Genomic DNA, 21,041 nt, shown 5'->3' on the forward strand with positions numbered 1-21,041 from the left:
AAATTTACAAATTACCCACCAAACCCTAAAACCCCACCCTAACCACCCCACTAGGCCGATACCCAATACGATGCGCCTGCACCAACAGCGTATCCCCCTTTTGCGGCTTCACTGGGGCTTGGTAGATCGTCCAATTTTGGGTTGCTTCGCCCGTTTCTTCTACCCACTGATAAGCCAGTTGCGCGCCCTCCGTAGGGCAACTCAGCTTGATCTTTGCCCCCTGCTCTATCGTAGGCGGCTCGGTCACGGGCTGCTTGCCGTCCGGCCAGATGCTTTTTACGTAGTCCTCCTCGCTCATACGGCCCTTATCCTGCGTATCCGCAATCCAGTGGTCCAGGGCTTGCCGCAGTTCCTCTATTTTGTCTGCGTACTGCGAGTCACCCGCTAGATTGTGCAGCTCGTACGGATCATTCCAAAGATCGAAAAGCTCCAGGCTGTCTTTGGTGGGTCGGAACCACTGCGCCTGGTATTCATTCAAGCTACCCTTTTCGTGCAAGCGCAACAGTTCTTTCATGATGGGCATGGTCTCACGGTACCCTACCGGCAAATAATAAGATTGATCCAAATTGTAATACCGAATGAGCTTGAAGCGACGGCCGCGTACGGCTCGCACTTTGTCCGTTTCGTTGTCAAACCGGTCTGCAGCGGCAAAAATGTAGTCCCGCTCTTTGGTATTCATATACTCCCCCATCCAGGCTTTGCCATCGACATAGGTCGGGGGGCCCATGCCTAACAGAGACATTACGGTTGGCTTCAGGTCGATAAAGCTCAGGAGCTGACTATCCACCTTGCCGGCCAACTGCTGATGGGGAAATCGAACGGCCATTGGTACATGAATGCCCGAGTCGTAAATCGTACGCTTTTGGCGGGGCAAAGGCCCTCCGTGGTCGGTGTACCAAAAAATAATGGTGTTTTCCAATTCCCCGGCGGCTTCCAGCTCATCGAGTATTTCCCCAACGCGCTGATCCATGGCTACGACATGGGAGTAAAGGCGCCGCACATCGCGCTTCGCTACCTCCGTTGTGGGCAGGTAGGGAGGAATGGGCACTTCCAAAGTAGAATCGACCAGCAGGGAGTCGTTCGCACGCCGCCAAATCATGGATTCGTGCGTATCATCGAGGTTAAAAATTGCAAAAAAGGGCTGTGTGGTGTCGGGCCGGTGCTGCCAGTGGGCTTCAAAACCGCTTTCGTCCCATGCCCCCAGCTCGCAGCGGAACTGGTAGTCCTCTTTGGGGTTGTTGGTGCAAAAGTAGCCCGCACGGCGCAGGTAGGAACTCATCATGTGCACCTCAGGCGGCGGCATGGCTTCGTACGCTTTGCGCGGAAAATTTTCAATCGCCCGGTCTTTGATGGTAAAGCGAAACCAGGGCCCGGTACGCATGTGGTGCGCGCCAATCCTCGTGGGGTACATGCCTGTGGCAATTGCCGCCCGGCTCGGTGCGCAGACCCCGGAAGGGGAAAACATATGGGTGTACAGCACCACTTCCTCCACTAACCGGCTGATATTGGGCGTGGCCACCGTAGAGTCGCCCCAGGGCGGCAGTATCGCGCTCAGGTCTTCCGCCACGATCCACACCACATTGGGGCGCTCCGGCAACTCCAGCCGCGCATAGTCCGGCTGATGCGAGGCGCTTTCCGGCTCTGAGGTAGTGCACCCCCAAAAAAGCGATAGGAGTACGATGAAAAGGTGGCCAGATTTGCTCATTCTGTATAAATGATTTCACTCCGCTCCGAAATGCCATTCTCATTAAAGGCTTCCACCTGATAATAGTAGCCTTGATCCGTATTCAGCGCCCGCAGTTCGTAAGACGCCTGATCGTACATCTGTGCCGACAAGTTGAGTTTATCCTCGGCGATGCCCCAGTAGATGACGTACCCTGTCGCTTCTGGATCCGGCGTCCAGGAAAGCAGGGCGTTGCGGCGGTCTTCCTGCCGTTCTACTGTGAAGTCAGCCGGCGCAGCAGGTACGGCTTCCTTTCCGTTGCCAAATACCCTGAACTCTGAAATCGCCAGGTTCCTGGTGCTGCAATGCACGTGATCGTATTTGATATAACGGGCTTCCACCGCCTCCGGCAATTCGATGTAACCATGCGGCATGTCGCGTTGGTTCTCCGAGTAATCGGCAACCACTTCCCATTGCTCGCCGTCCAGGGAAGCACTGATGATGAATTGCTGCTTCAAAGTATCCGGCCGGCCGAAAATCTCGCTTTTGAAATCCTGGAAGTTGATTTGAATGGCTTTGACATCCATAGGTTTCTCCAGGTCCAATTGCAGATAGATAGAATCGTGGTTCGCCACCGACACCCAGTAGGAGCGGATTTCTTCGTCATTGACTTGCGCGATGCTGAAGTCCGTAATCTGCCCGAGCATGTAGCCGTCTTCGCTTTCGTCCACCACATTTACATCCGATTCCACCAGTGGGGAATTCGTAGTTACCGGTTTATCAAAAGACAACAGCATCCAGCCGGTAAAGCGGTCTTTGTGATTATTCACCTCCGTATCCGGCAAATAGTGCGGGTAGTCACCGTAAGCCGTGTTGACGTACATCTGCCCGTCCTCCTCAAAGCCTGCCGGGTACATGCCGATGCGGCGCTCAAACTTGAAGTTGACCGAGATCGCCATAGTGGCAAAGTGCCAGTAGTTGCCGTTGTTGTCCTGCACCGTACTGCCGTGGCCGGAGCCTTTCAAAAAACCTCCCGGCTTGTACGAGATGGGGTTGTAAGGCGCATATTCGAAGGGGCCGAGGGGCGATTTGCTGGTGTACACCCCATCGGCGTAGACGTTCCACTGCGTTCCGGGGGCACCGTACTCAAGGTAGTACGTATCGCCGTGCTTCATCATCCAGGGGCCTTCAATAAAGGGTTTGAGATCCGATTTGTGGTCTTGCCCGAAGCGCTCCCAGCCGTGCTTTTCCGGGTCCAGATTGAACAGGTCCACCTGCTCGCCAATGGGTACGTACCAGTTGTTGGGGTCCAGCTCGATGCCGTGGATAGGCCACTTGTTGGAGGACTCTTCGTATAGGTACACCCGTCCATCGTCATCTACGAACAAGTTGGGGTCCTGCACGCCCCTCGGTACGTTGATGACGGCGAAGTTGGTGGTCCAGTCACCCAGCTCGGGATTGTCCGTCTCGATCACCGCACCCCGGCCGGAAGGGTCTCCCAGCAGGATGATTTTGTCGTCCTTCACCGCCGCAGCGGGGGCATTGCAGCCATTGAAGTACCAGCTCTGCGGGCGGATAAATTTCCAGTTGCTCATATCGTCAGAAACCCAATAGCCATGGGAGCGGGTGACGAAGAGGTAGTACTTGCCCTTAAAGTTGACTATGGCCGGGTCCGCCCCGGAACGATAGGAGACATTGTTCCGGGCCCGGTAGTGCGACATGTAGGAGTAGTCGATGTCGATCGGGTTGCAGTAGGTTTTGTAATTGCGTTCTTCTGTACGGTTTACAACTCTTTCAGTAGCTTCACCAGAGGGATCTGCACAGCTACCGAAAAGGACAAGCAACAGCCCTATGCAAGCCAGCCAGTGAAAAACAGGCTTATCCCTCATCGTTTTGCCCCGGTGAATTCAAAAGATAACATCTGTACATCACGGGAATTGGGCCCCACAAACACCTGAAACTCGCCAGGTTCTGCCGCCCATCCGCTCTCAGGGGTCCAAAATTCCAGCAAAGACTCATCGATGGCAAAGCGGACCGTTTTTTCCTCCCCGGGCTTCAGCCTTATCTTTTCAAAGCCCTTCAGTTCTTTGACCGGTCGGCTGATGCTGCCTACCAGATCGCGGATGTACAATTGTACGACCTCCTGTCCTGTACGCTCGCCTGTGTTTTTGACGCTTACGCTAACCGTTACCTTCCCGCCTTTTTCCATTTCTGTTCTGGAAATAGTAGGCTTACCGTATTCAAATTGGGTGTAGCTCAGCCCGTAGCCGAAAGGGTAAAGCGGCTCGTTCGGAATATCCAGGTAGTTGGTAAGAAACTTGGGGCCTTTGCCTTGCTCGTAGGGCCGGCCGGTGTTCAGCATGCTGTGGTAAACCGGGATTTGCCCTACCGCAACAGGGAAGGAAGTGGTTAATTTTCCGGAAGGGTTCACCTCGCCGAACAGCAGGTCCGCCACCGCATTACCCGCTTCGGTACCCGGGTGCCAGACGTCGAGTATGGCGTCCATGTTTTCCTCTTCCCAGTTAAGGGTCATTGGCCTGCCGTTGAAGAGTACCAGCACGATGGGCTTGCCAGTCTCTTTGAGTGCCTTCAGCAGTCGTTCCTGAGCTGGTTGCAAACCGATGAAAGCCATGCTTGAAGACTCTCCGCTCATATCGGCAGCCTCTCCCATCACCGCCACGATCACATCTGATTGGTTGGCGATATCAACCGCTTCCTTAATCATGGTTTCTGGTGAACGCTCGTCGATGACAATCTGCGGGTTGAAGGCGTTCACCCGTTTGGCGAAAGTCTCATCGTTAGAGATGTTTGCGCCCTTGGCATAGCGGATGCTGCCGTTTTCACCAAGCTGTGCTTCCAGCCCCTGACGCACCGTGATCGACTTTTTATAATCTCCGGATACACTCCAGGTACCCAGCATGTTGGCTTGGTTGTCCGCCAGTGGCCCAATCAGCGCGATATTCGCCGATTTATCCAGCGGCAGCACGCCGCCTTCATTTTTCAACAGTACTGCTGACTGACCTGCCACTTCGCGTGAAAAACGGCGGTTCTTTTCCGAAAGGATTTCCTTAGGTGCCCGGGATTCATCGAAGTAACGGTAAGGGTCATCAAACAGGCCCAGCCGCTCTTTGGCAATCAAAATGCGCTGGCAAGCCAGATCAATCTGTGCTTCCGTAATCAGTCCTTCTTCCAGGGATTTTTTCAGCGTGCTTACGTAGCCTTCCCCTACCATATCCATATCGACGCCCGCCTTGAGCGACAAAGCGGAGACCTTCTGCAAGTCCCCCATACCATGTTCGATCAACTCGTTGATGGTCGTGTAGTCGGTCACTACGAACCCATCGAAGCCCCATTGGTCCCGCAGAACAGTCTGGAACAGGTATTCATTAGCCGTAGCGGGCACATAATCAATGACGTTAAAAGAGGTCATAATGGAGCCCACGCCAGCATCCACGGCCGCTTTGTAAGGTGGCAGGTACTCATTGTGCAGGCGCACCCGGCTCATGTCTACAGTATTATAGTCCCGGCCACCCTCTGAGGCGCCGTAGGCCGCAAAGTGCTTTACGCAAGCCATGACAGTGGTCGGGTCAGTGAGGTCATTCATTTGGTAGCCACGCACCATGGCTTCAGCGATCCGCGCTCCCAGGAAGGGGTCTTCTCCGGCACTCTCCGCCACCCGCCCCCAACGTGGGTCGCGGGCAATGTCCACCATAGGCGAGAAGTTCCACATTACGCCGTCTGCCGTGGCTTCCCGGGCTGCTGTACGGGCTACTTGCTGCAGCAGATCAGGATCCCAGGTGCAGGACATGCCAATCGGGATCGGGAAGATGGTCTGATGTCCATGAATGACATCCATTGCCGTCAGCAGGGGGATGCCCAGGCGGCTTTGCTCTACGGCAATCTGCTGAATATCCCGCATCTTTTTGGCGCTGCGCGAGCCGAAGATGCCACCCACGTTTCCGTCTTTGATCTTTTGCTCTACATCGCTGCTGATGACTGCGCCTGTGACTGCTCCGCCTTGTGTAACCAAGTTGAGCTGACCGATTTTTTCTTCCAATGTCATAATGGAAAGCAGGGAATCGACCAGCAAAGAGTAAGGTTCCCCTTTGTACTTCGAAAAGAGCCAGGGTAAATAGTCCGGCTCGGCAAAAGTAGGGTCCCAGGAATTGTGATTGGCGTCCGGATACAAGGTGATCTTGGCCAGGCCACCTTCCCGCTGAATAGCCCGCACCATATTGGTTGAAAAGCGGGGCTGCACGACATCATCTTTTAGGCCGTGAAAGGCCCAGATGGGCACCTCAGTCATCTTGTGCGCCATTTCCGGTGGGCCACCCCCGCAAATTGGGGCAGCGGCGGCGATCTTCTCAGGCATCCGCCACAGGAGCTCCCAAGTGCCCATACCGCCCATGGAAAGGCCCGTGACGTATAGGCGGTTTTCATCCACATACGGCTTTTCCAGTTCCTGATCTACCAAGTCCATCACTGCCGACAGCGCGGGGTTGGCCGGCCGGTCGTAGGGAAATTTGAATTGCAATCCGCCACCATCCTTTTCGATACGATCTATATTCGACCAGTAATCAGAGGTTGGGCATTGCGGAAAAATCACGATAGCCGGATACTTCGCTTGTGTTTCTAAAAACAACGAACTGCCGTGTACGAGCTGCTTTTCGTTATCATCACCGCTTTCGCCCCGCCCGTGCAGGAATAAGACGATTGGGTAGCGTCGATGCTCATCAAACCCTTCCGGATAAAGCACCCGGTAGTTGAGCGTATAATCGCCATGTTGATGCTGCCGGTACAGATAAGTTCCGGTCTCTGTCTGGCTCCACGCCAGGTTAGCGAATAAAAGTGAGACAATGGAAAGAATAGTGGTACGGTTCATTATTTTGTGGTTGTATGCTTTTGTATATCCAGTTTTTTCAACCCCTCCTGTATTTCGGGGGCCGACATAAAGAGTTCCCAAATCAGGCCCGAGCGGTGGTTCTCTATCATCACGGGGATGGGTAATTGGTCGATGGCCAGGTAGCGGGGCGGGCACCATCCGGATTGCTCGCTAAAGGCATCGTAAGGGCCGTATTTCCCAATATAGCCGGGGTGCTTTTCGTACAAATACCGCAAAAATGCCATGCTCTCTTCCGGTGTGTAGGGAAAGGAGGAAAGCGCCGCAGTAGGCGTAATCACCCCCAAGTCATTCGAAGGATGATGGGCGGTGTACCCGCCTGGAGAATAACTGGCTGTCATTCCCCAGCAGGCTTCCGAATAGCCTTCGTACTCCCTTGGGTTCTCGACAGCATAAGCGTGGTGAATCAGGGCATGGCTGCGGTTCAGCTCCCAATAGTCGGCGTAAGAATCGTGCAATCCCTTTGGATTCAGCCCCAGGAAGGAATAGTGGGCCCAAAACAGCGGCCCTACCGGAATGGCCTGCTCGCCGTTGTGATCGAGTACGACGTCATAGCCGTAAGCGCTTTCATTGGAGACAATCTCGCCATTACGCATGTAACCTTCGTGCCAAACGGCGGGGTCAATCGGGTAGGTAGGCGAGGCGGCAGCCAGGATGTACATGATGGTGCACTCATTGTAACCCGTTACTGCGAAGTTCATGCGCCATCCATGGGTGGGGGACCAATGCCAGTACAGCACATTTTCATCCTGAGTATACCACGACCATTCTACCTCCCGCCACAGTTTATCCATCAGCTCAGCTAGCTCGCGCTCTTTTTTATTACCGTTTCGGAAATACTGCCGCGCCACAATCAGCCCCTGCACCAGAAAAGCGGTTTCTACCAAATCGCCTCCATCATCGTACCGGCTAAAAGGCTTGACCTTGCCGGAAGGGTACATCCAATGCGCCCAGGCACCGTGAAAGCGGTCGGCATCGCGTAGCCATTCCGCCAGCTTTTGCAGGCGCTTCCTGCCGGTCTTACGGCTAATGTAGCCCCGTTCGATTGCGGCGATCGTAGCCATGATGCCAAAGCCCGTGCCGCCGCTTGTGACTACATCAGCATCGTCCTGCGGATAAACGTCTTCGTGTATACGCTCCGGTGCAGCGCCTGAAATGGGCTCTCCGCCCTCCCAAAAGTAGTTGAAGGTTTGCTGCTGTACCCGGTCGAGCAGCGCTTCGTCGGACTGCGCAACAGCCGGGCTGCCCAATAAGGCGCACAGAAAGACCAGTGCAATATATCGAATCATATTTTCTGTTTTAGTAGGTGAAATCTAAAGCATCCAGCCCCTGCTGTACTTCCGGAGCGGACATGAACAACTCCCACAGCAGCCCGGTCCGGTAGTTTTCCATCATACAGATGATAGGCCCCTGATCGATGGCCAGGTAGGAGTCAGCTACCCAGTTTTCGCCTGGGTGGAAGGCGTCGTAGAAACCGTACTCGCCCCAAAGCCGATCACCCAAATCGTAATAAAAATGGTGCAGAGCAGCCAGGCTTTCTTCCGGGGTGAATACAATAGATGACAAGGCGGCTGTTGGGGTAATGACACCGCGATCGTTGGTGGGGCTGTGTGCCGTGTAGCCGTTAAAGCTATCGCTTGCGGTCAAGCCCCAACACTGTTCGGAGTAGCCAAAGAATCTCCGTGGGTTATTAGCACAGTACAGATGGTTGATAAGGGAATGGTTGATATTTTGTGTCCAGTAATTGGCGTAGTCGTCTTCCAGATTTCGGGGGTCGAGCCCGAGGTAGGAATAGTGGGTAAAAAACAGAGGCCCGCCAAAGTCACTATTGCCCAACGGCAGCGTGACGCCGTAGAAGGAGTCGCCATTGACCATTGCCCCTCCCCTTGCGTAGCCCGAATGGTATACGGATGGTTCTATCGGATAGGTTGGCGAAGCAGCTGCCAGGATATAGGTCATCTGGGTTTCGTTATGCCCGCGTATTGGCAAATTGATTTCGAATTCGTGATCCGGCGACCAGTGCCAGTACAGTGCCTGATCCTGCCCTTTGGTGTACCAGTCCCACTCCACACCTTCCCAGAGCACTGTGATGCGGTCGATCAAATCAGTTTGTCCGGGCACTTCCTGTTTCAGATACTCCCTTACGGTCAGCAGGCCCTGTACCAGAAAAGCCGTTTCTACCAGGTCACCACCATTGTCCAGCGTACTGAACGGGAGGGCTGCTCCGGTTTCCCCGTTCATCCAGTGTGCCCATGCCCCATGGAAACGGTCTGCATTTTCCAGGAATCCGACGACCTGCTCCCAGCGGCTGATGGCTTCGCTCAGAGTGATAAAGTCTCGCTCTACCCCTGCGATCATCGCCATGAGGCCAAAGCCGCTGCCGCCGCTCGTCACCGTATTCAGGCTGGTGTTGCGCTCGCGGGCCATACCCGAAACCGGATGGCCAAAGTCCCAAAAGTAGCGGAAGGTTTGCTCCTGCACTTTGGTCATTAGGTCTTCATCTGACAACAACGGGAAATCCAGCTCTGCCGATGCCCCGGTGTAAAAGGTCAGGTTCAAGCCATTGAAATCACGCCCGGCGACTGCTCCAAGGCTTGGTGCCACCGACAGTTGGTAGGTCGTAAAATCCGCCAGTGGCTGCGCAAATTGCAACTGGAAAACAGAATCGTTCTGGGGCACAACGGTAAAGTCTACCGCCTCAGGGCCTTCTATAGCAATCTGATCGCCCAGTGCCTCCGGCGAAATGGACAATGCGTGCGAAAAAGTAATGGTAAATGGCCCCGCCACCGGGATTTCGTCATTAAGGGACTCACCATCGAGTGCAAAGGCGACTGTATCAGACGTCAGCGCTTCGACAGAGAGGGCTCCAAGGCCGATGGTAAAACTAATGGAGAAAGGGTCAAGAGGCTCCAGTCCCGGGCTCGTGAGTGGTGTACTTGTCTGTAAGGTATAGGTTTGGCCTTCCACCCAATCTTCCTTTAGTTGAATCGTTAGTCTTTCATTTAGTGAATTCCAGGACTCTGTATCCTCCAACAGTACCCCACCTGCGTATACCTGGAACAGGTCGTCTGAGGCCACCTCCACCGGGCTGGAGAACCGCATGGCAAGATCTCCATCGCCATCCACGGTACTCATATCGGAAATATTCTGGCTCCCCAGGCGGATAAAATTGATTGTAAGGTACTGAAGCCCCATGCCTGAAGGGTCCTCTTCCTCGCAGGCGCTGAAGAAAATGGAAGCAGACAATAGCAAGGCAAAAAGAGGAAACAAGCGGTTGGTTAGTGGCATATTACGAAGTGAATATTTCGATGATTGATGGATTGTAGTACAAATCAGGGCTTACACAACGAAGCGTAACCCTTTGGAGCGAGCTAATACTGCTGTGTTGCAGCTATAAAAGCAGTTACAACTGTAGGCTAGCAAATTATGAAGATACACAATTACCGGAATCTCATGAATTACCGGCCAAATATCTTGGGACGATCTATTTTACCCTACGAAGCAATTTAGAGCTAAAGCCCCTGGATACCATCTGCTTTTATATCCGCAAATATCTTAGCCCCCTTGATTTCTTTAACCATCAGATCTGCTTGTAATGCTAAAGTTGAGCCAAGAGTATGTCTAAACAAATAAAGACTCTCCATCTTCACTGTCCGTTCAATTATAAGCTTACTTTTATAGAAAGTCCATCCAAGACATAACAGTATGAAGCTATATATCAAATACATGGTCAGCCTGAGATGCAAAATGATGGTTGTGGAGGAATTGAAAAAGCTGGGTATGCATTATGGTACAATTGAACTGGGGGTGGTAGAAATTCTGGAAGATATCAATCAAGAGCAACGCGATCAGCTCAAGAAGAACTTATTGAAGTCAGGTCTTGAGCTTTTGGACGACAACAAGAGCATCTTGATCGAAAAGATCAAGAATGGAATTATGGAAATGATCCATTATTCAGATGAACTTCCTAAAGTGAACTATTCAGATTACATAAGTGAAAAACTGGGATATGATTATACCTATCTGGCGAGTACCTTTTCCGAAGTCAGAGGGGTCACTATACAGCAATTTATTATACTTCACAAGATTGAAAGAATCAAGGAATTAATCCTGTATGACGAGCTCAATCTTACCGAAATTTCCTACAAGCTAAATTACAGTAGCCCTGCACACTTATCAAATCAGTTCAAGAAAGTCACTGGCATGACTCCTTCCTTCTACAGAAAGCTGAAACTGAAACGAAATAAAAATCTGGAAGACATATGATGTGTAATACCCATTGTCACCCTTTACGAGGCTTTTGTGTCTGAGTGACCGGAAACGATAGGCGCATCCTTCTTTTCCCGGTTTCGCAATACCATGAACTCTTCCCGGACCTTTCTTGCCACCTCGCCGTGCGCCAGTTCATTTTCTTCACCGCAGTTTTTCAGGCTTATTTGATCACAGAGCGATTTGTTTATTAAAGGAGTGCGCTCAAATTGCTTGAGAGCTTGTTTGGAGCGGTTCCGTCATGAAAATCAAGGATTTATGGTTCTAGCGAAGTCACTAAATTTGAGTTTAGCGGGCTAAATGAAAATTTAGAGTTTGTTGGGGTTTTGCTTTTGGAGCGAACGCAGCCAAATTTTGTTCTGATTAAGGCGTGATACATTCAAAAATGGGATTAAAGGGGCCCCATTCTTGAATCACATAGCCTTAGCTACGTGACCGACCTGTCCGTGTCCCGTCGCCTGTGGGCTTTGGGCACCGGAGACCGTACAAGACTATGGCAGGCGGGAGAACAACGAAGAGCAGGACAAAATTTGGCAAGAGCAGCCCGAAGTGTAAAATCCCAACAAGCTCTTAGTGAGGAAGTCAGAGCTTGCCCCGCATTTCTGCGGGGTTCATAAAGCGTTGATTTGCAATAGTAACGAGCTCCAAACATGCACTCAGGCTAATAGCTTCTAAGAAATCACTTTTTGAAACCTGAAACATCAACTACTGACAATAGGCATTCCTGCTCTTCGTCGGTGACTACGCCTTCCATATAAACAGGGCATAATACTTTTTCATTATAACCGAGCACTACCTCGCACGATTCTTTCGAATTGCTGGTATATACCTTACGGAAGAAATCGTTAAATACGGGCAATGAATCTTTGGTGATAAATAGCTTTAAATTGCTGTTTATCAGGCTAAAGCGTTTTTCACCCAGCATTCCGGCGGCCGTGAAGTTAAGCTCAAGGATACTGCCCTCAGCATCAAGTGTAAAATAACCCATCGGGGCCAGGTCGTACAAGATGGTGTATTTTTTAAGCGCTGCTTCTACTGTTTCATTGGCCTGCTGCAGCGCTTCGTTCTGCATTTCCAATTCTATCTGGTGCACCTGTAGTTCGTGCAGGAGTTTTTGCAGGTCAGTTTCCTTCACCTGCTTACCCATTTCTTCCTCTTTCTCTTTTAGCTTTTCTTCGGCTTTTGCGCGCAATAATCGGCTATCGGTATAATCCAGGTCTTCGTCAATCATGGTTTTATTGTTTTTTTAGTGACAAAATCATCGCTACCGGTATTTTCAGGTTGTTCAGTAAAACATTTACTGACCATTCAACAAGCAGCAAATTATCTCCGGCGACCATTACCTGCAATGCTAATTTTCCATCCTTTGTTTCATCCAGTAGCTTTTTCAGGCTTTTTTCAGTTTTTTTCCTGGCCGGTTCAGGAATATAAGTCTGAATAAAATCCTGGCCTATCATATCGTTTTGTCTATTGCCAAAAAACTTTTCAGCTTCAAAGTTAGATTCCAGTATTTTCCAGTCGTTTGATACTTTCAGAATTACATCAGATGATGAATTTAAGAGTAACCGGTTCATCTGTTCTGTTTCATGTAATTTCGATTCCACCTGCTTGAGCCCGGAGAGGTTGATAAAAGTGATAACGAGGCCGTCTATTCTGTCATCGAAGGTCCGGTAAGGCATAATGCGAATAGCAAACCAGCGCCCGTCTTTAGTAGGGATCTGTTTTTGGATAAACACCAGTGTCCTTAAAACTTCAAGGGCATCGGCAGCCAATTCGGGGTATATAAGGTCAGAAACCTGATCGGTAAAAGGCCTTCCGATATCACTTTTAATGAGTTTGAAAATTTTGGTTGCCCGATCGGTATATCGACGGATATTCAGTTCTTTATCGAGAAATAAAGTAGCAATATCGGTGCTGTTGAGCAGGTTTTTCATATCATTTTCTACCCGCGAAAAACCATCTATTTTCGACTGCAATTCAGCGTTCAACGTTTGAAGTTCCTCATTCATGCTTTGCATCTCTTCTTTTGAGGTCGTAAGTTCTTCGTTGGTTGATTGTAATTCCTCGTTTGCTGATTGTAATTCCTCGTTGGTCGTTTTCAGTTCTTCCTCCGAAGTCTGCATTTCTTCGAGGGTATTCTGCATTTCTTCCCTCAGGCGTTGCAGCTCTAGCTCCTCTTTATTGTTTAAGGCTTTCTTCCCTGCATTTTGGGATGGTTTGACGTTGTCATTATCCGGCACATCCGTAAAAACGATCATTACCTTACCGCTTAAGAGCGACGGTTTGTCAATCCATTGTATGCTGACATCTATAGAGCCTTTATTAACATTATTAACAACTTGGAGATGGTGTAAAAGAACCCTTTTCTTTGTTTTGATGGCTTTCCGGAAAGCAATAGGAAATTCGTTTCGCAAACCTTCGCGCAGCATGGCAAAGATATTCAGATTGGCTTTGCCAACCGCTGGTTCCAGGTATTTCCCCGTACGCCCGCTGGTGTAAATGATATCGCCATTTTTATTCACCAACACACCGATGGGAGAAAAATGTTGTAGCAGCATCTGGTCGGCAAGTGTCTGGATGTTCAGGTTTGATTTGGCAGAAATTTGCTTTTCAATATTATCAGGACTGCCCCGGGAAAATAATGCAGGGAAATCACTTGACTCGGGTGCCGTGATGCTTTCGGAGCGTTTGTAAATTTTCAATTTGGCATCCAGCGGTGTAAAAAGAGCACTCTGGGTTCCCGGAGTTTCAGAACTTCCCAGCACCACAACCCCTTCCGGATTAAGGCAAAAGTAAAACAGCTCCAGCAATTTTTTTTGCAATTCGCCATCCAAATAAATAAGCAGGTTGCGGCATGAAAGGATATCGATCTTGGTGAAAGGCGGATGCATGAGGATGTTGTGTTGTGCAAACACGATCATTTCTCTTATTTCAGGACTGATACGGTAGCCATCCTCAACCGGCATAAAAAAGCGCTTGAGGCGCTCCGGCGACACATCAGAGGCAATACTTTCAGGAAACAGGCCTTTTCGGGCTTTCTCAATAGCATCAAGGTCCAGGTCGGTTGCAAATATCTGCAAGGAGAAGCCTTTCTCCAGGTTGGCCTTTTCGAGTGCTTCTTTGAACACGATGGCCAATGAATAGGCTTCTTCCCCCGTAGAGCAGCCTGGCGCCCATGCCCGAAAAATGGTATCGGCCGGCCGGTTGGCGAGCAAATCCGGAATAACCTCCTCTTTCAACCTATCCCATACTAAAGCATCGCGAAAAAAATTAGTGACGCCAATCAACAACTCTTTAAAAAGGATCTCTCCTTCCTTTTGATTTTCTTGTAAAAAGTGGACGTAAGAAGCTATTTTATCAATTTGATGAACGTCCATTCGCCTCTCGATGCGGCGGCGCATTGTATTTTTCTTATAGAGGGAAAAGTCGTTCCCGGTATAGGTCCTCAGCAGGAGAATGATCTTTTCAAGCGCGCTTTTGTCAATGACCTCTGGCGCAAGTGGTGATTTGACGACAGGGATTTGTTTAATGATCGAAATAAGCTTTTCGGGCAACTCATTGGCGGGGGCTACCATATCGGCCTGCACAGAATCGATGGCATTCCGGGGCATACTGTCAAATTTTGCCGTTGCTGGTTTCTGTACCATCACGATCCCGTTTTTGTCCTTGATCGCCCGGATTCCCAAACTGCCGTCGGCCCCCATTCCTGAAAGGATAATCCCGGCTGCCCACTCCTTTTGGTCGTCGGCAAGTGAGCGCAGGAAAAAATCCACCGGAAGGCGCAACCCTCTTGTTTCAGTTGGCTCAAAAAGGTAAAGCGCGCCTTTTAGTATCGACATGCTTTTGTTGGGAGGAATGACATATACGCAGTTGGGCTTTACCGCCATGCCATCGTGTGCCTGAAAAACTTCCATGGTGGAAATTCGCTGAAGCAATTCCGGCAATATACCCTTTTGAGTAGGATCCAAATGCTGGATAACAACATACGCCATTCCGCTATTTTCAGGCACATTGGCCAGAAATTGCTCCAGGGCTTCCAGTCCGCCGGCCGATGCGCCGATACCAACTATCGGGAACTGCCCGGTATCCGGATCAGCCGTTTTTCCTTTTGAGGTCGCCGCCAATTTATCTTTGCCTGATTTCATAAATGGTTTTTCATGGCCTTAATAACTACAAGAACGCAAAATTTGAACACATTTTATCTGCACTGCCCAAGCACCACCCAAATAAGGATAAAAATGGTGCTTATAAACCATCTGCCCACCAGATAAAATCGGACAAGGCCATTTAAACCCTGAGTCTACCCCCAAAAACTGGACAAGAGTTTAAGAGCGTGTTGGGATTTTACACTTCGGGCTGCTCTTGCCATTCCTGGACGGGTAGCCGAACCGGCGCATCACCCGGGAATGGAAGCACCGTCTTCGCCTCAAAAAAAAGCCCCCGGCTATACAAACGTTATGTGAATATTATTCTGATTAAGTGTATGTTTGGAGCAAACGAGAGTTGATAATCAAAGAGTTGTGGTTATGCCTAAATGAAAAAATGCGCGTTTGGCGGAGCCTGCCCCGCAGAATTGCGGGGTCAAATAAGTATTTTTTCATGACGTTCCCGGTTTGACCGGGATTCACAAGGCTTTGGTTATCAGCCGAAGTGCACCTCCAAACATACACTAAGCCTACCCCCAAAAACTGGACAAGAGTTTAAGTCAAGACCAGAAATGGGAAGAAAACGTAGAACATTCAGCGCAGCGTTCAAGCACAAAGTAGCGGTAGAAGCCCTCACAGAGCGGCATACGCTCTCTGAGCTGGCGCAAAAACATGAACTCCACCCCAACCAGATCGTGAATTGGAAGCAGGTGCTGCAAAAAGAAGGGCAACACTTATTCGAGAAGTCGCGAGGGCCAAAATCCACTTTAGGACAGGCTTTGTGACTGACTTAATCTCAGTGTATGGTTATCGTTGCCCCCTTAAAATTACTCATTTGGTATTTTGATGTGTGTTTTATTACAGGCACTTCGAAGCCAGAAATCTGTGTAAATATTGCACCCGTTGTTGGGTATGGCCTCATGATCTTAAAGCAAAAGGATCAACAACAGTACAATGATGATTATAGCTCCCACAGAGAGATAAACGCCATTGCCAATTTCTCTCAATTCCTTTTTGATTGAACGTACTTCTTTTCGCAATTCTTTCTTTTCAGTTGGGCTCAGCTCCGACTTATCAATCGCATCGATCTCCGCTAACCTATTCAATAATGCTTCTGCTTCCGGAGATTCAACGGGCCTGTTCAGAGGCGTGGAAGTGGAAGTGTTTTCCGTCACTGCTCTCAATGGCGTTGGCATAAATGACAACAACACGAGTGCGGCCATTACGTACAGTGTTACCTTTTTCATTTTTGTGGTTTTTGCTTTTTTATTCCCCTTTGATAGAAGTAAAGGTCTTCACTTCCAATCAAATAAGCATTATACGATTCCTGGGAAGAGTTACACCTTTCACATATTCCGATATGTCTAATGTTAGCAAGAGCATGTTTGGAGGCCGGCATCATTACCGGAATGGTCAACACTATTGCCGGCAGCGGGACTATATTTTCGTTGGGTGCCATGGTATTTCTGGGCATACCAATCGAAATTGCCAATACCACCAATCGGTTGGGCGTGTTATTTCAGAACATTGCCGGGGCCCTTTCTTACCGTAGATACGAATCGCTATCACATCTACGCCTGCCCTATGTGGCGGCAGCAGCCACCTTTGCGGGAGCCTTGGTAGGCGCCTATTTCGCGGCAAATGTGTCCAGCGGCACCTTCGAACTGCTGGCCTTGGTGGTTATCCTGGCGCTAATCGTGCAGTCTGTACTCGATATGCGAGGTACTGCACTGACCTTTTCGCTTCGTTTCACCCGTAAATCTACCGTGACCGAAATTGCAGTATTTTTCCTGATTGGGCTCTATGGGGGGTTCCTGCAAATCGGCGTCGGGATTTTATTGCTGCTCGGCATCAGAGTCTTCTTCCAGCTTTCCTGGAATGCATCCAATTATTTTAAACTGCTGATTGTACTGATATACACGGTCCCAACAACCATTTACTTTGCTGTGGTTGGTATGATCGAATGGCAGGCCGGTATCTTTTTGGCCCTGGGTCAAATCATTGGTGCCTACGGGGCAGCCCGGTTATTCAGTCTGAATGAAAAGCTCAAGGCTTACATTCCTTATTTCGTTTTGGGGATGCTGATCCTGACTGCTTTGCGGATTTTGTTGTCTTAGAGCATGTTTGGAGCAAAAGACAGTTGATAATCAAAGCGTTGTGGTTATGGCTAAATGGAAAAATGCGCGTTTGGCGGAGCCTGCCCCGCAGAATTGCGGGGTCAAATAAGTATTTTTCCATGACGTCCCGTATCCTTGCGGGATTCGCAACGCTTTGGTTATCAGCAGAAGTGCTCCTCCAAACACGCTCTCAGGCAAAGGCGCATTCCGTGAAGGTATACTCTTCAAACGGGAGTCACCCCTATCTCTAATGCTTCAGTAACATGCGCACCGCTGTGCCACCGTCCTTTTGCAGGAAGCGCACCCAATATACCCCCGCCGGCAGTGCTCCGATAGAAAACTGCTGCCTGCCCGCCGTTTGCAGCGGCACCTCTTTGAGCAGTTGACCAGTGGTGCTCCAGAGCTGTATCCGACCCGCAGCCTCTGTCTGTACCCAGCAGTTTGTCTGCGCTGGATTGGGAAACAGTGTGAAAGCCGCTTCATCGGTTGCCTCCGCGCTCGATAAAGCCGGATCTAAGTACAAACCGACCAGGTCGACCCAAACCTTATTAGCGCTGGGTTGGGTAACATCTTGCACGAATTCCATATCGATTTTTTGGATCTCCGACATATTGGGTGGGTTAGTTGCCCAGCTTGCAAGGTCGAATTCCTCAACGGGAAGGTCAATCAGCGTCCAATCCGTTCCGATATCGATGAAGGTCTCACTCCCACCATCCTGAGCATTGACGCCCTGTGTATCCTGCAAGTTGATTTTCACATCTGTAGCCGGGTTTTCTGCCCGGGCTACGATGACGATGCGGTTGAAGTCGCTCAAGTCCACCGGTGGGAAAGCCCACATGAAATAGACGGTGCGCGATGTGCTCAGCTCAGTATCGAAATCCAGCTCGACCGCTACGTTGCCATACTCGCCTACACCTGACTGATCTACAGCCGTCATATTACCTGCTGAGAAGCCAGCAACCTCGCGGAAGCCGCCCACATTGGTATACTCCCTCCCTTCCTCAATAATGCTGAAATCGGAATAAACAAAGTAGTCGGCAGGCTCCACTGCTTGCCCAGACAGGTTGATCTCCACACCCTGAATGTGCAAGGTGGCCTGCTTTGCACCGACTGTCTCCGGTGCGAAGGCAATGGAAATAATGGCCTCTTCGAGCGTTGTCAGGGTAACCTGCTGGGAGATATTTTCCAAGATGAAATCGTCGGCATCCGCTCCGTCGATGAAGATATCTTCCGGTTGAAAGGTCAGTTGCCCGCCGCCTGCGTTGCTGAAGGTCAGTGCAGTTGGCGCAGAAACATCGCCGGTCTCCTGCTCACCAAAATCAATAGCAGCTGTGCTCACCATCAGTTCCGGATTTTCGGGTATGAAACCCAGCGTGATGTCATCAATATCCCATTGGGTAATATTATCGGTCTGTCCCTCAAAGATCCAGGCGAAGCGCAGGTCATCCGCGCCCAACCCATGCTCCTCCTGAGTGAGGATGGCGGAAAACTCAGCGGCATCAATGAGGGGCGGATCCACCCATTCTGCGATGAGGTGCTGCTCGCCCCCGGTAACGGCTACTACCTTCAGGGTATAGATACCCGGGGAGCCAAAATCCCGAATGCGGTACTTAAAGGAGAACAAAAGGCTGTCTGCCTCCCCCGTCAGTACTTTGGGCGAATGCAGCGGAAAAGTACCCTGAGTTTCCGGCTGCCACCAGAAAGTCATCTCCGGGGATTCACCACCGGCATTACTTGCGTTAAACGCGCCCCAGTTCTCTACATCAGCATTCCAGCCAATGGGCAGCCCACCGCCAGCCAGCCCGTCGAAAGGCTCGATCCATGGCAGCTCAGCTATGGTAGGGTCCACACCCGTTCCGCTGAGAGTAATGCTCAGGTGCTGCACCTGTAATACGGCCTCTTGCAGTCCTTCCCCCACTGGTAATAAAGATACAGCGATGGAGACCTGCTCACCCGCGCCCAGCGCTACTTCTTCCGTCAGGTTTTCCAATACATACGCCTGTGCTGCCGCCCCGGATATGGCAATATCCTGAGGGCTTACCCGCAGGGTATCGCCTCCGATATTGCGAATGGTGAAGGAAATGGACTCGGAAACCTCTTCCAGTACCACCGCACCGAAATCAGCAGAATCAGGGCTCACGCTCAGCGCCGGTAGCGCCCGCAAACCTATATCGTCGATATCCCACTGTGTAATGCCTGCGGTGTTGCCCTCGAAGACCCACGCCAATTGCAGGGGCGCTGTCCCGATACCGTGCTGTGCCTTGTATAAGATAGTCTCGTATTCATTGGCGGCAATATCAGCGGGGTCCGTCCATTCCTGGATCAGGTACTCCTCTTCGTCAGCGATAGCAATTACCTTCAAAGAAAAGGGACCAGGCTCACCAGGGTCCAGCACCCGGTGTTTGAAGGAGAAAGCCATACTGTCCAGACCACTGGTAAAAATACCGGGCGTGGTCAGCCTCAGCTCGCCCGTAGTGATGGGTTCATTCGAAAAGTTCATTTCCGGCGCGCTGCCGCCAGCCGAGCTCGTATTGACAGTCCTCCAGTTCGGATGGGTCCGCGCCCAGCCCTGAGGCAGATTGCCATCAGTCAGGTCGTCAAAACCCTCGAACCAGGGGAATGAAAGCACACGCGCATCGAAAGCCGTGCCACTGACCGGTGTTTTCAGGGTATCAACGACCAGGTAAATCTCTTTTAGTCCTACCGTCTCAGGCGCGAAGTGCACTTGCACTGTCACGCTCTCGTCAGGCTGAAGCACCACCTCCGCATCCAGGTTTTCCAACAGGAACTCGTCAGCATGAGAAAGCACATCAAAAGATGCCCCAACAGCGAAGTGGTCTGAGCCGTAGATGCCGGTAGGCGATGGCTGATCCAGCAAAATACCGGCTTGTGAAGGCCGGAGCTGCTCAGCGCTCTCCCTGCTGAAGAAGATGTAGTCGATACGCCGCTGTTGATGATCCAGATTGAAATTAAGCGTACCATGCTCGGGTGCCAGATCGTTCTCGTGAAAGAGCGGATAAACGTCGATGAAGTCCTCATACACCAGCTCCATCTCTTCCCAGTCGGGATCGGCGTTGAAGTCACCGCAAAGAAAGGTTAGATCACCTGTCTGTGTTTGGTCGATAAAGCTCTTCAGGGCCTCAATTTGCTCGACCCGGATCTGCTGTCCTACTGCCGAGTTGTGCAGGTGGGTATTGTAAATGTCGATCACATTGCCCCCGATCTCGATCTGCGCGTGGATGGCGGTGCGAAAATCACTGAGCGGCGAAAGCTCCACCGCGTTACTTTCCTCAATGGGGTAGCGTGAGAGGATGGCATTGCCGAAGCGGGTCGGCGCGCCTTCCGGGTCGCGCGAGGTAAATACGTAGAAATAGCCCAGCGAGTCCGCCATTGAGGCCGCCTGATTGGGCAGGTTGGGCCGTTGGATAACTTCCTGCAGGCAAATCACATCCGGATCGACCTCCCGGATTTCACCCAGCATATAGTTGAAGCGTGCCGGCCAGTTCTGCGAGTCAAACCAGATGTTGTACGTCATGATAGAAAAGGGGACCGACTGTGCCCCTTGAGCCTCCAGATAGATCTGGTCGGGGCTAAGCGCCAGTGGAGCTGCACCTGTATTTTGGATTTCGAAAACCTGTGGGGCTGAGCTCTGCAAAATCTGCTGATCTGGAAAGGAGTGGCTGGCCGGGCTCACCGACAGCTCGGTCATCATACCTGGAAAAACCAGCATATCATCGCCTGTTTCCACCTCACGGGCATTGCGGTTGACATTATCCAAGCCGAAAGCACCCCGGTTAGTTGTAGCGGCGCCTGTCTGATTGGCTAACAACTCGCCACCAGTCAGACCATTTAAATCTGCTTGCCAGGCGATGGATTGCGCCGCAGAATACCCCCAGGAGAAAAGTATGAGTAAAAGCGATGTCAACCTCATAAGGGTGTTTTCTTTT

General features: G+C 50.8%; 12 protein-coding genes. 3 read left to right on the forward strand and 9 right to left on the reverse strand.

Annotated elements, in window-relative coordinates; translation table 11 throughout:
* Positions 1–25: 25 nt before the first annotated feature.
* From RIC19_RS07820 to RIC19_RS07840, 5 genes are read right to left on the reverse strand one after another with little or no spacing between them, the layout of a single operon-like run.
* Positions 26–1,705: a sulfatase family protein gene (locus RIC19_RS07820; protein ID WP_350177745.1), complete on the reverse strand. Its 1,680-nt coding sequence runs from the start codon at positions 1,703–1,705 to the stop codon at positions 26–28.
* On the reverse strand, positions 1,702–3,552 hold the full coding sequence (locus RIC19_RS07825) for a family 43 glycosylhydrolase (protein ID WP_350177746.1): 1,851 nt from the start codon (positions 3,550–3,552) through the stop codon (positions 1,702–1,704). The genes RIC19_RS07820 and RIC19_RS07825 overlap by 4 nt, the downstream gene beginning before the upstream one ends.
* A complete protein-coding gene (bglX, locus tag RIC19_RS07830) occupies positions 3,549–6,545 on the reverse strand; it encodes a beta-glucosidase BglX (protein WP_350177747.1) in 2,997 nt (998 codons plus the stop codon). The genes RIC19_RS07825 and bglX overlap by 4 nt, the downstream gene beginning before the upstream one ends.
* Positions 6,545–7,852 (reverse strand): glucoamylase family protein, encoded by a 1,308-nt coding sequence (locus RIC19_RS07835; protein ID WP_350177748.1) that lies wholly within the window; start codon positions 7,850–7,852, stop codon positions 6,545–6,547. Before RIC19_RS07835 ends, bglX begins: the two co-directional genes overlap by 1 nt.
* A 10-nt stretch (positions 7,853–7,862) precedes the next feature.
* Positions 7,863–9,851: a glucoamylase family protein gene (locus tag RIC19_RS07840; protein ID WP_350177749.1), complete on the reverse strand. Its 1,989-nt coding sequence runs from the start codon at positions 9,849–9,851 to the stop codon at positions 7,863–7,865.
* Between the two features lie 417 nt (positions 9,852–10,268).
* Between RIC19_RS07840 and RIC19_RS07845 the strand changes: the two genes are divergently transcribed.
* Positions 10,269–10,829, forward strand: a complete 561-nt coding sequence (locus tag RIC19_RS07845; protein WP_350177750.1) for a helix-turn-helix domain-containing protein — start codon at positions 10,269–10,271, stop codon at positions 10,827–10,829.
* Positions 10,830–11,511: 682 nt separating this feature from the next.
* On the opposite strand, the gene RIC19_RS07850 is transcribed toward RIC19_RS07845, so the two are convergent.
* Both RIC19_RS07850 and RIC19_RS07855 read right to left on the reverse strand, forming a co-directional pair.
* Entirely contained in the window at positions 11,512–12,063 is a 552-nt protein-coding gene (locus RIC19_RS07850) for a PAS domain-containing protein (protein WP_350177751.1), read from the reverse strand.
* 4 nt (positions 12,064–12,067) lie between these two features.
* Positions 12,068–14,977 (reverse strand): chemotaxis protein CheB, encoded by a 2,910-nt coding sequence (locus RIC19_RS07855; protein WP_350177752.1) that lies wholly within the window; start codon positions 14,975–14,977, stop codon positions 12,068–12,070.
* A 572-nt stretch (positions 14,978–15,549) separates the two neighbouring features.
* Between RIC19_RS07855 and RIC19_RS07860 the strand changes: the two genes are divergently transcribed.
* Positions 15,550–15,762 (forward strand): transposase, encoded by a 213-nt coding sequence (locus RIC19_RS07860; RefSeq protein ID WP_350177753.1) that lies wholly within the window; start codon positions 15,550–15,552, stop codon positions 15,760–15,762.
* A 141-nt stretch (positions 15,763–15,903) separates the two neighbouring features.
* Here the strand turns inward: RIC19_RS07860 and RIC19_RS07865 are convergent, their stop codons facing one another.
* Positions 15,904–16,224, reverse strand: a complete 321-nt coding sequence (locus RIC19_RS07865; protein WP_350177754.1) for a hypothetical protein — start codon at positions 16,222–16,224, stop codon at positions 15,904–15,906.
* A 120-nt stretch (positions 16,225–16,344) separates the two neighbouring features.
* Here RIC19_RS07865 and RIC19_RS07870 point away from each other — a divergent pair, with 120 nt between their 5' ends.
* A complete protein-coding gene (locus RIC19_RS07870; protein WP_350177755.1) occupies positions 16,345–17,094 on the forward strand; it encodes a sulfite exporter TauE/SafE family protein in 750 nt (249 codons plus the stop codon).
* Between the two features lie 247 nt (positions 17,095–17,341).
* Here RIC19_RS07870 and RIC19_RS07875 read toward each other — a convergent pair whose 3' ends face one another.
* Positions 17,342–21,025: a choice-of-anchor D domain-containing protein gene (locus RIC19_RS07875; protein WP_350177756.1), complete on the reverse strand. Its 3,684-nt coding sequence runs from the start codon at positions 21,023–21,025 to the stop codon at positions 17,342–17,344.
* Positions 21,026–21,041 lie beyond the last annotated feature (16 nt).

It is taken from the genome of Phaeodactylibacter sp. (assembly GCF_040219495.1).
GTDB lineage: Bacteria > Bacteroidota > Bacteroidia > Chitinophagales > Saprospiraceae > Phaeodactylibacter.

Coding starts and splice junctions, on each gene's coding strand:
- bglX (WP_350177747.1), bottom strand. CDS start 6,545: ATGAACCGTACCACTATTCTTTCCATTGTCTCACTTTTATTCGCTAAC.
- RIC19_RS07820 (WP_350177745.1), bottom strand. CDS start 1,705: ATGAGCAAATCTGGCCACCTTTTCATCGTACTCCTATCGCTTTTTTGG.
- RIC19_RS07865 (WP_350177754.1), bottom strand. CDS start 16,224: ATGAAAAAGGTAACACTGTACGTAATGGCCGCACTCGTGTTGTTGTCA.
- RIC19_RS07870 (WP_350177755.1), top strand. CDS start 16,345: ATGTTAGCAAGAGCATGTTTGGAGGCCGGCATCATTACCGGAATGGTC.
- RIC19_RS07825 (WP_350177746.1), bottom strand. CDS start 3,552: ATGAGGGATAAGCCTGTTTTTCACTGGCTGGCTTGCATAGGGCTGTTG.
- RIC19_RS07855 (WP_350177752.1), bottom strand. CDS start 14,977: ATGAAATCAGGCAAAGATAAATTGGCGGCGACCTCAAAAGGAAAAACG.
- RIC19_RS07845 (WP_350177750.1), top strand. CDS start 10,269: ATGAAGCTATATATCAAATACATGGTCAGCCTGAGATGCAAAATGATG.
- RIC19_RS07840 (WP_350177749.1), bottom strand. CDS start 9,851: ATGCCACTAACCAACCGCTTGTTTCCTCTTTTTGCCTTGCTATTGTCT.
- RIC19_RS07860 (WP_350177753.1), top strand. CDS start 15,550: ATGGGAAGAAAACGTAGAACATTCAGCGCAGCGTTCAAGCACAAAGTA.
- RIC19_RS07835 (WP_350177748.1), bottom strand. CDS start 7,852: ATGATTCGATATATTGCACTGGTCTTTCTGTGCGCCTTATTGGGCAGC.
- RIC19_RS07875 (WP_350177756.1), bottom strand. CDS start 21,025: ATGAGGTTGACATCGCTTTTACTCATACTTTTCTCCTGGGGGTATTCT.
- RIC19_RS07850 (WP_350177751.1), bottom strand. CDS start 12,063: ATGATTGACGAAGACCTGGATTATACCGATAGCCGATTATTGCGCGCA.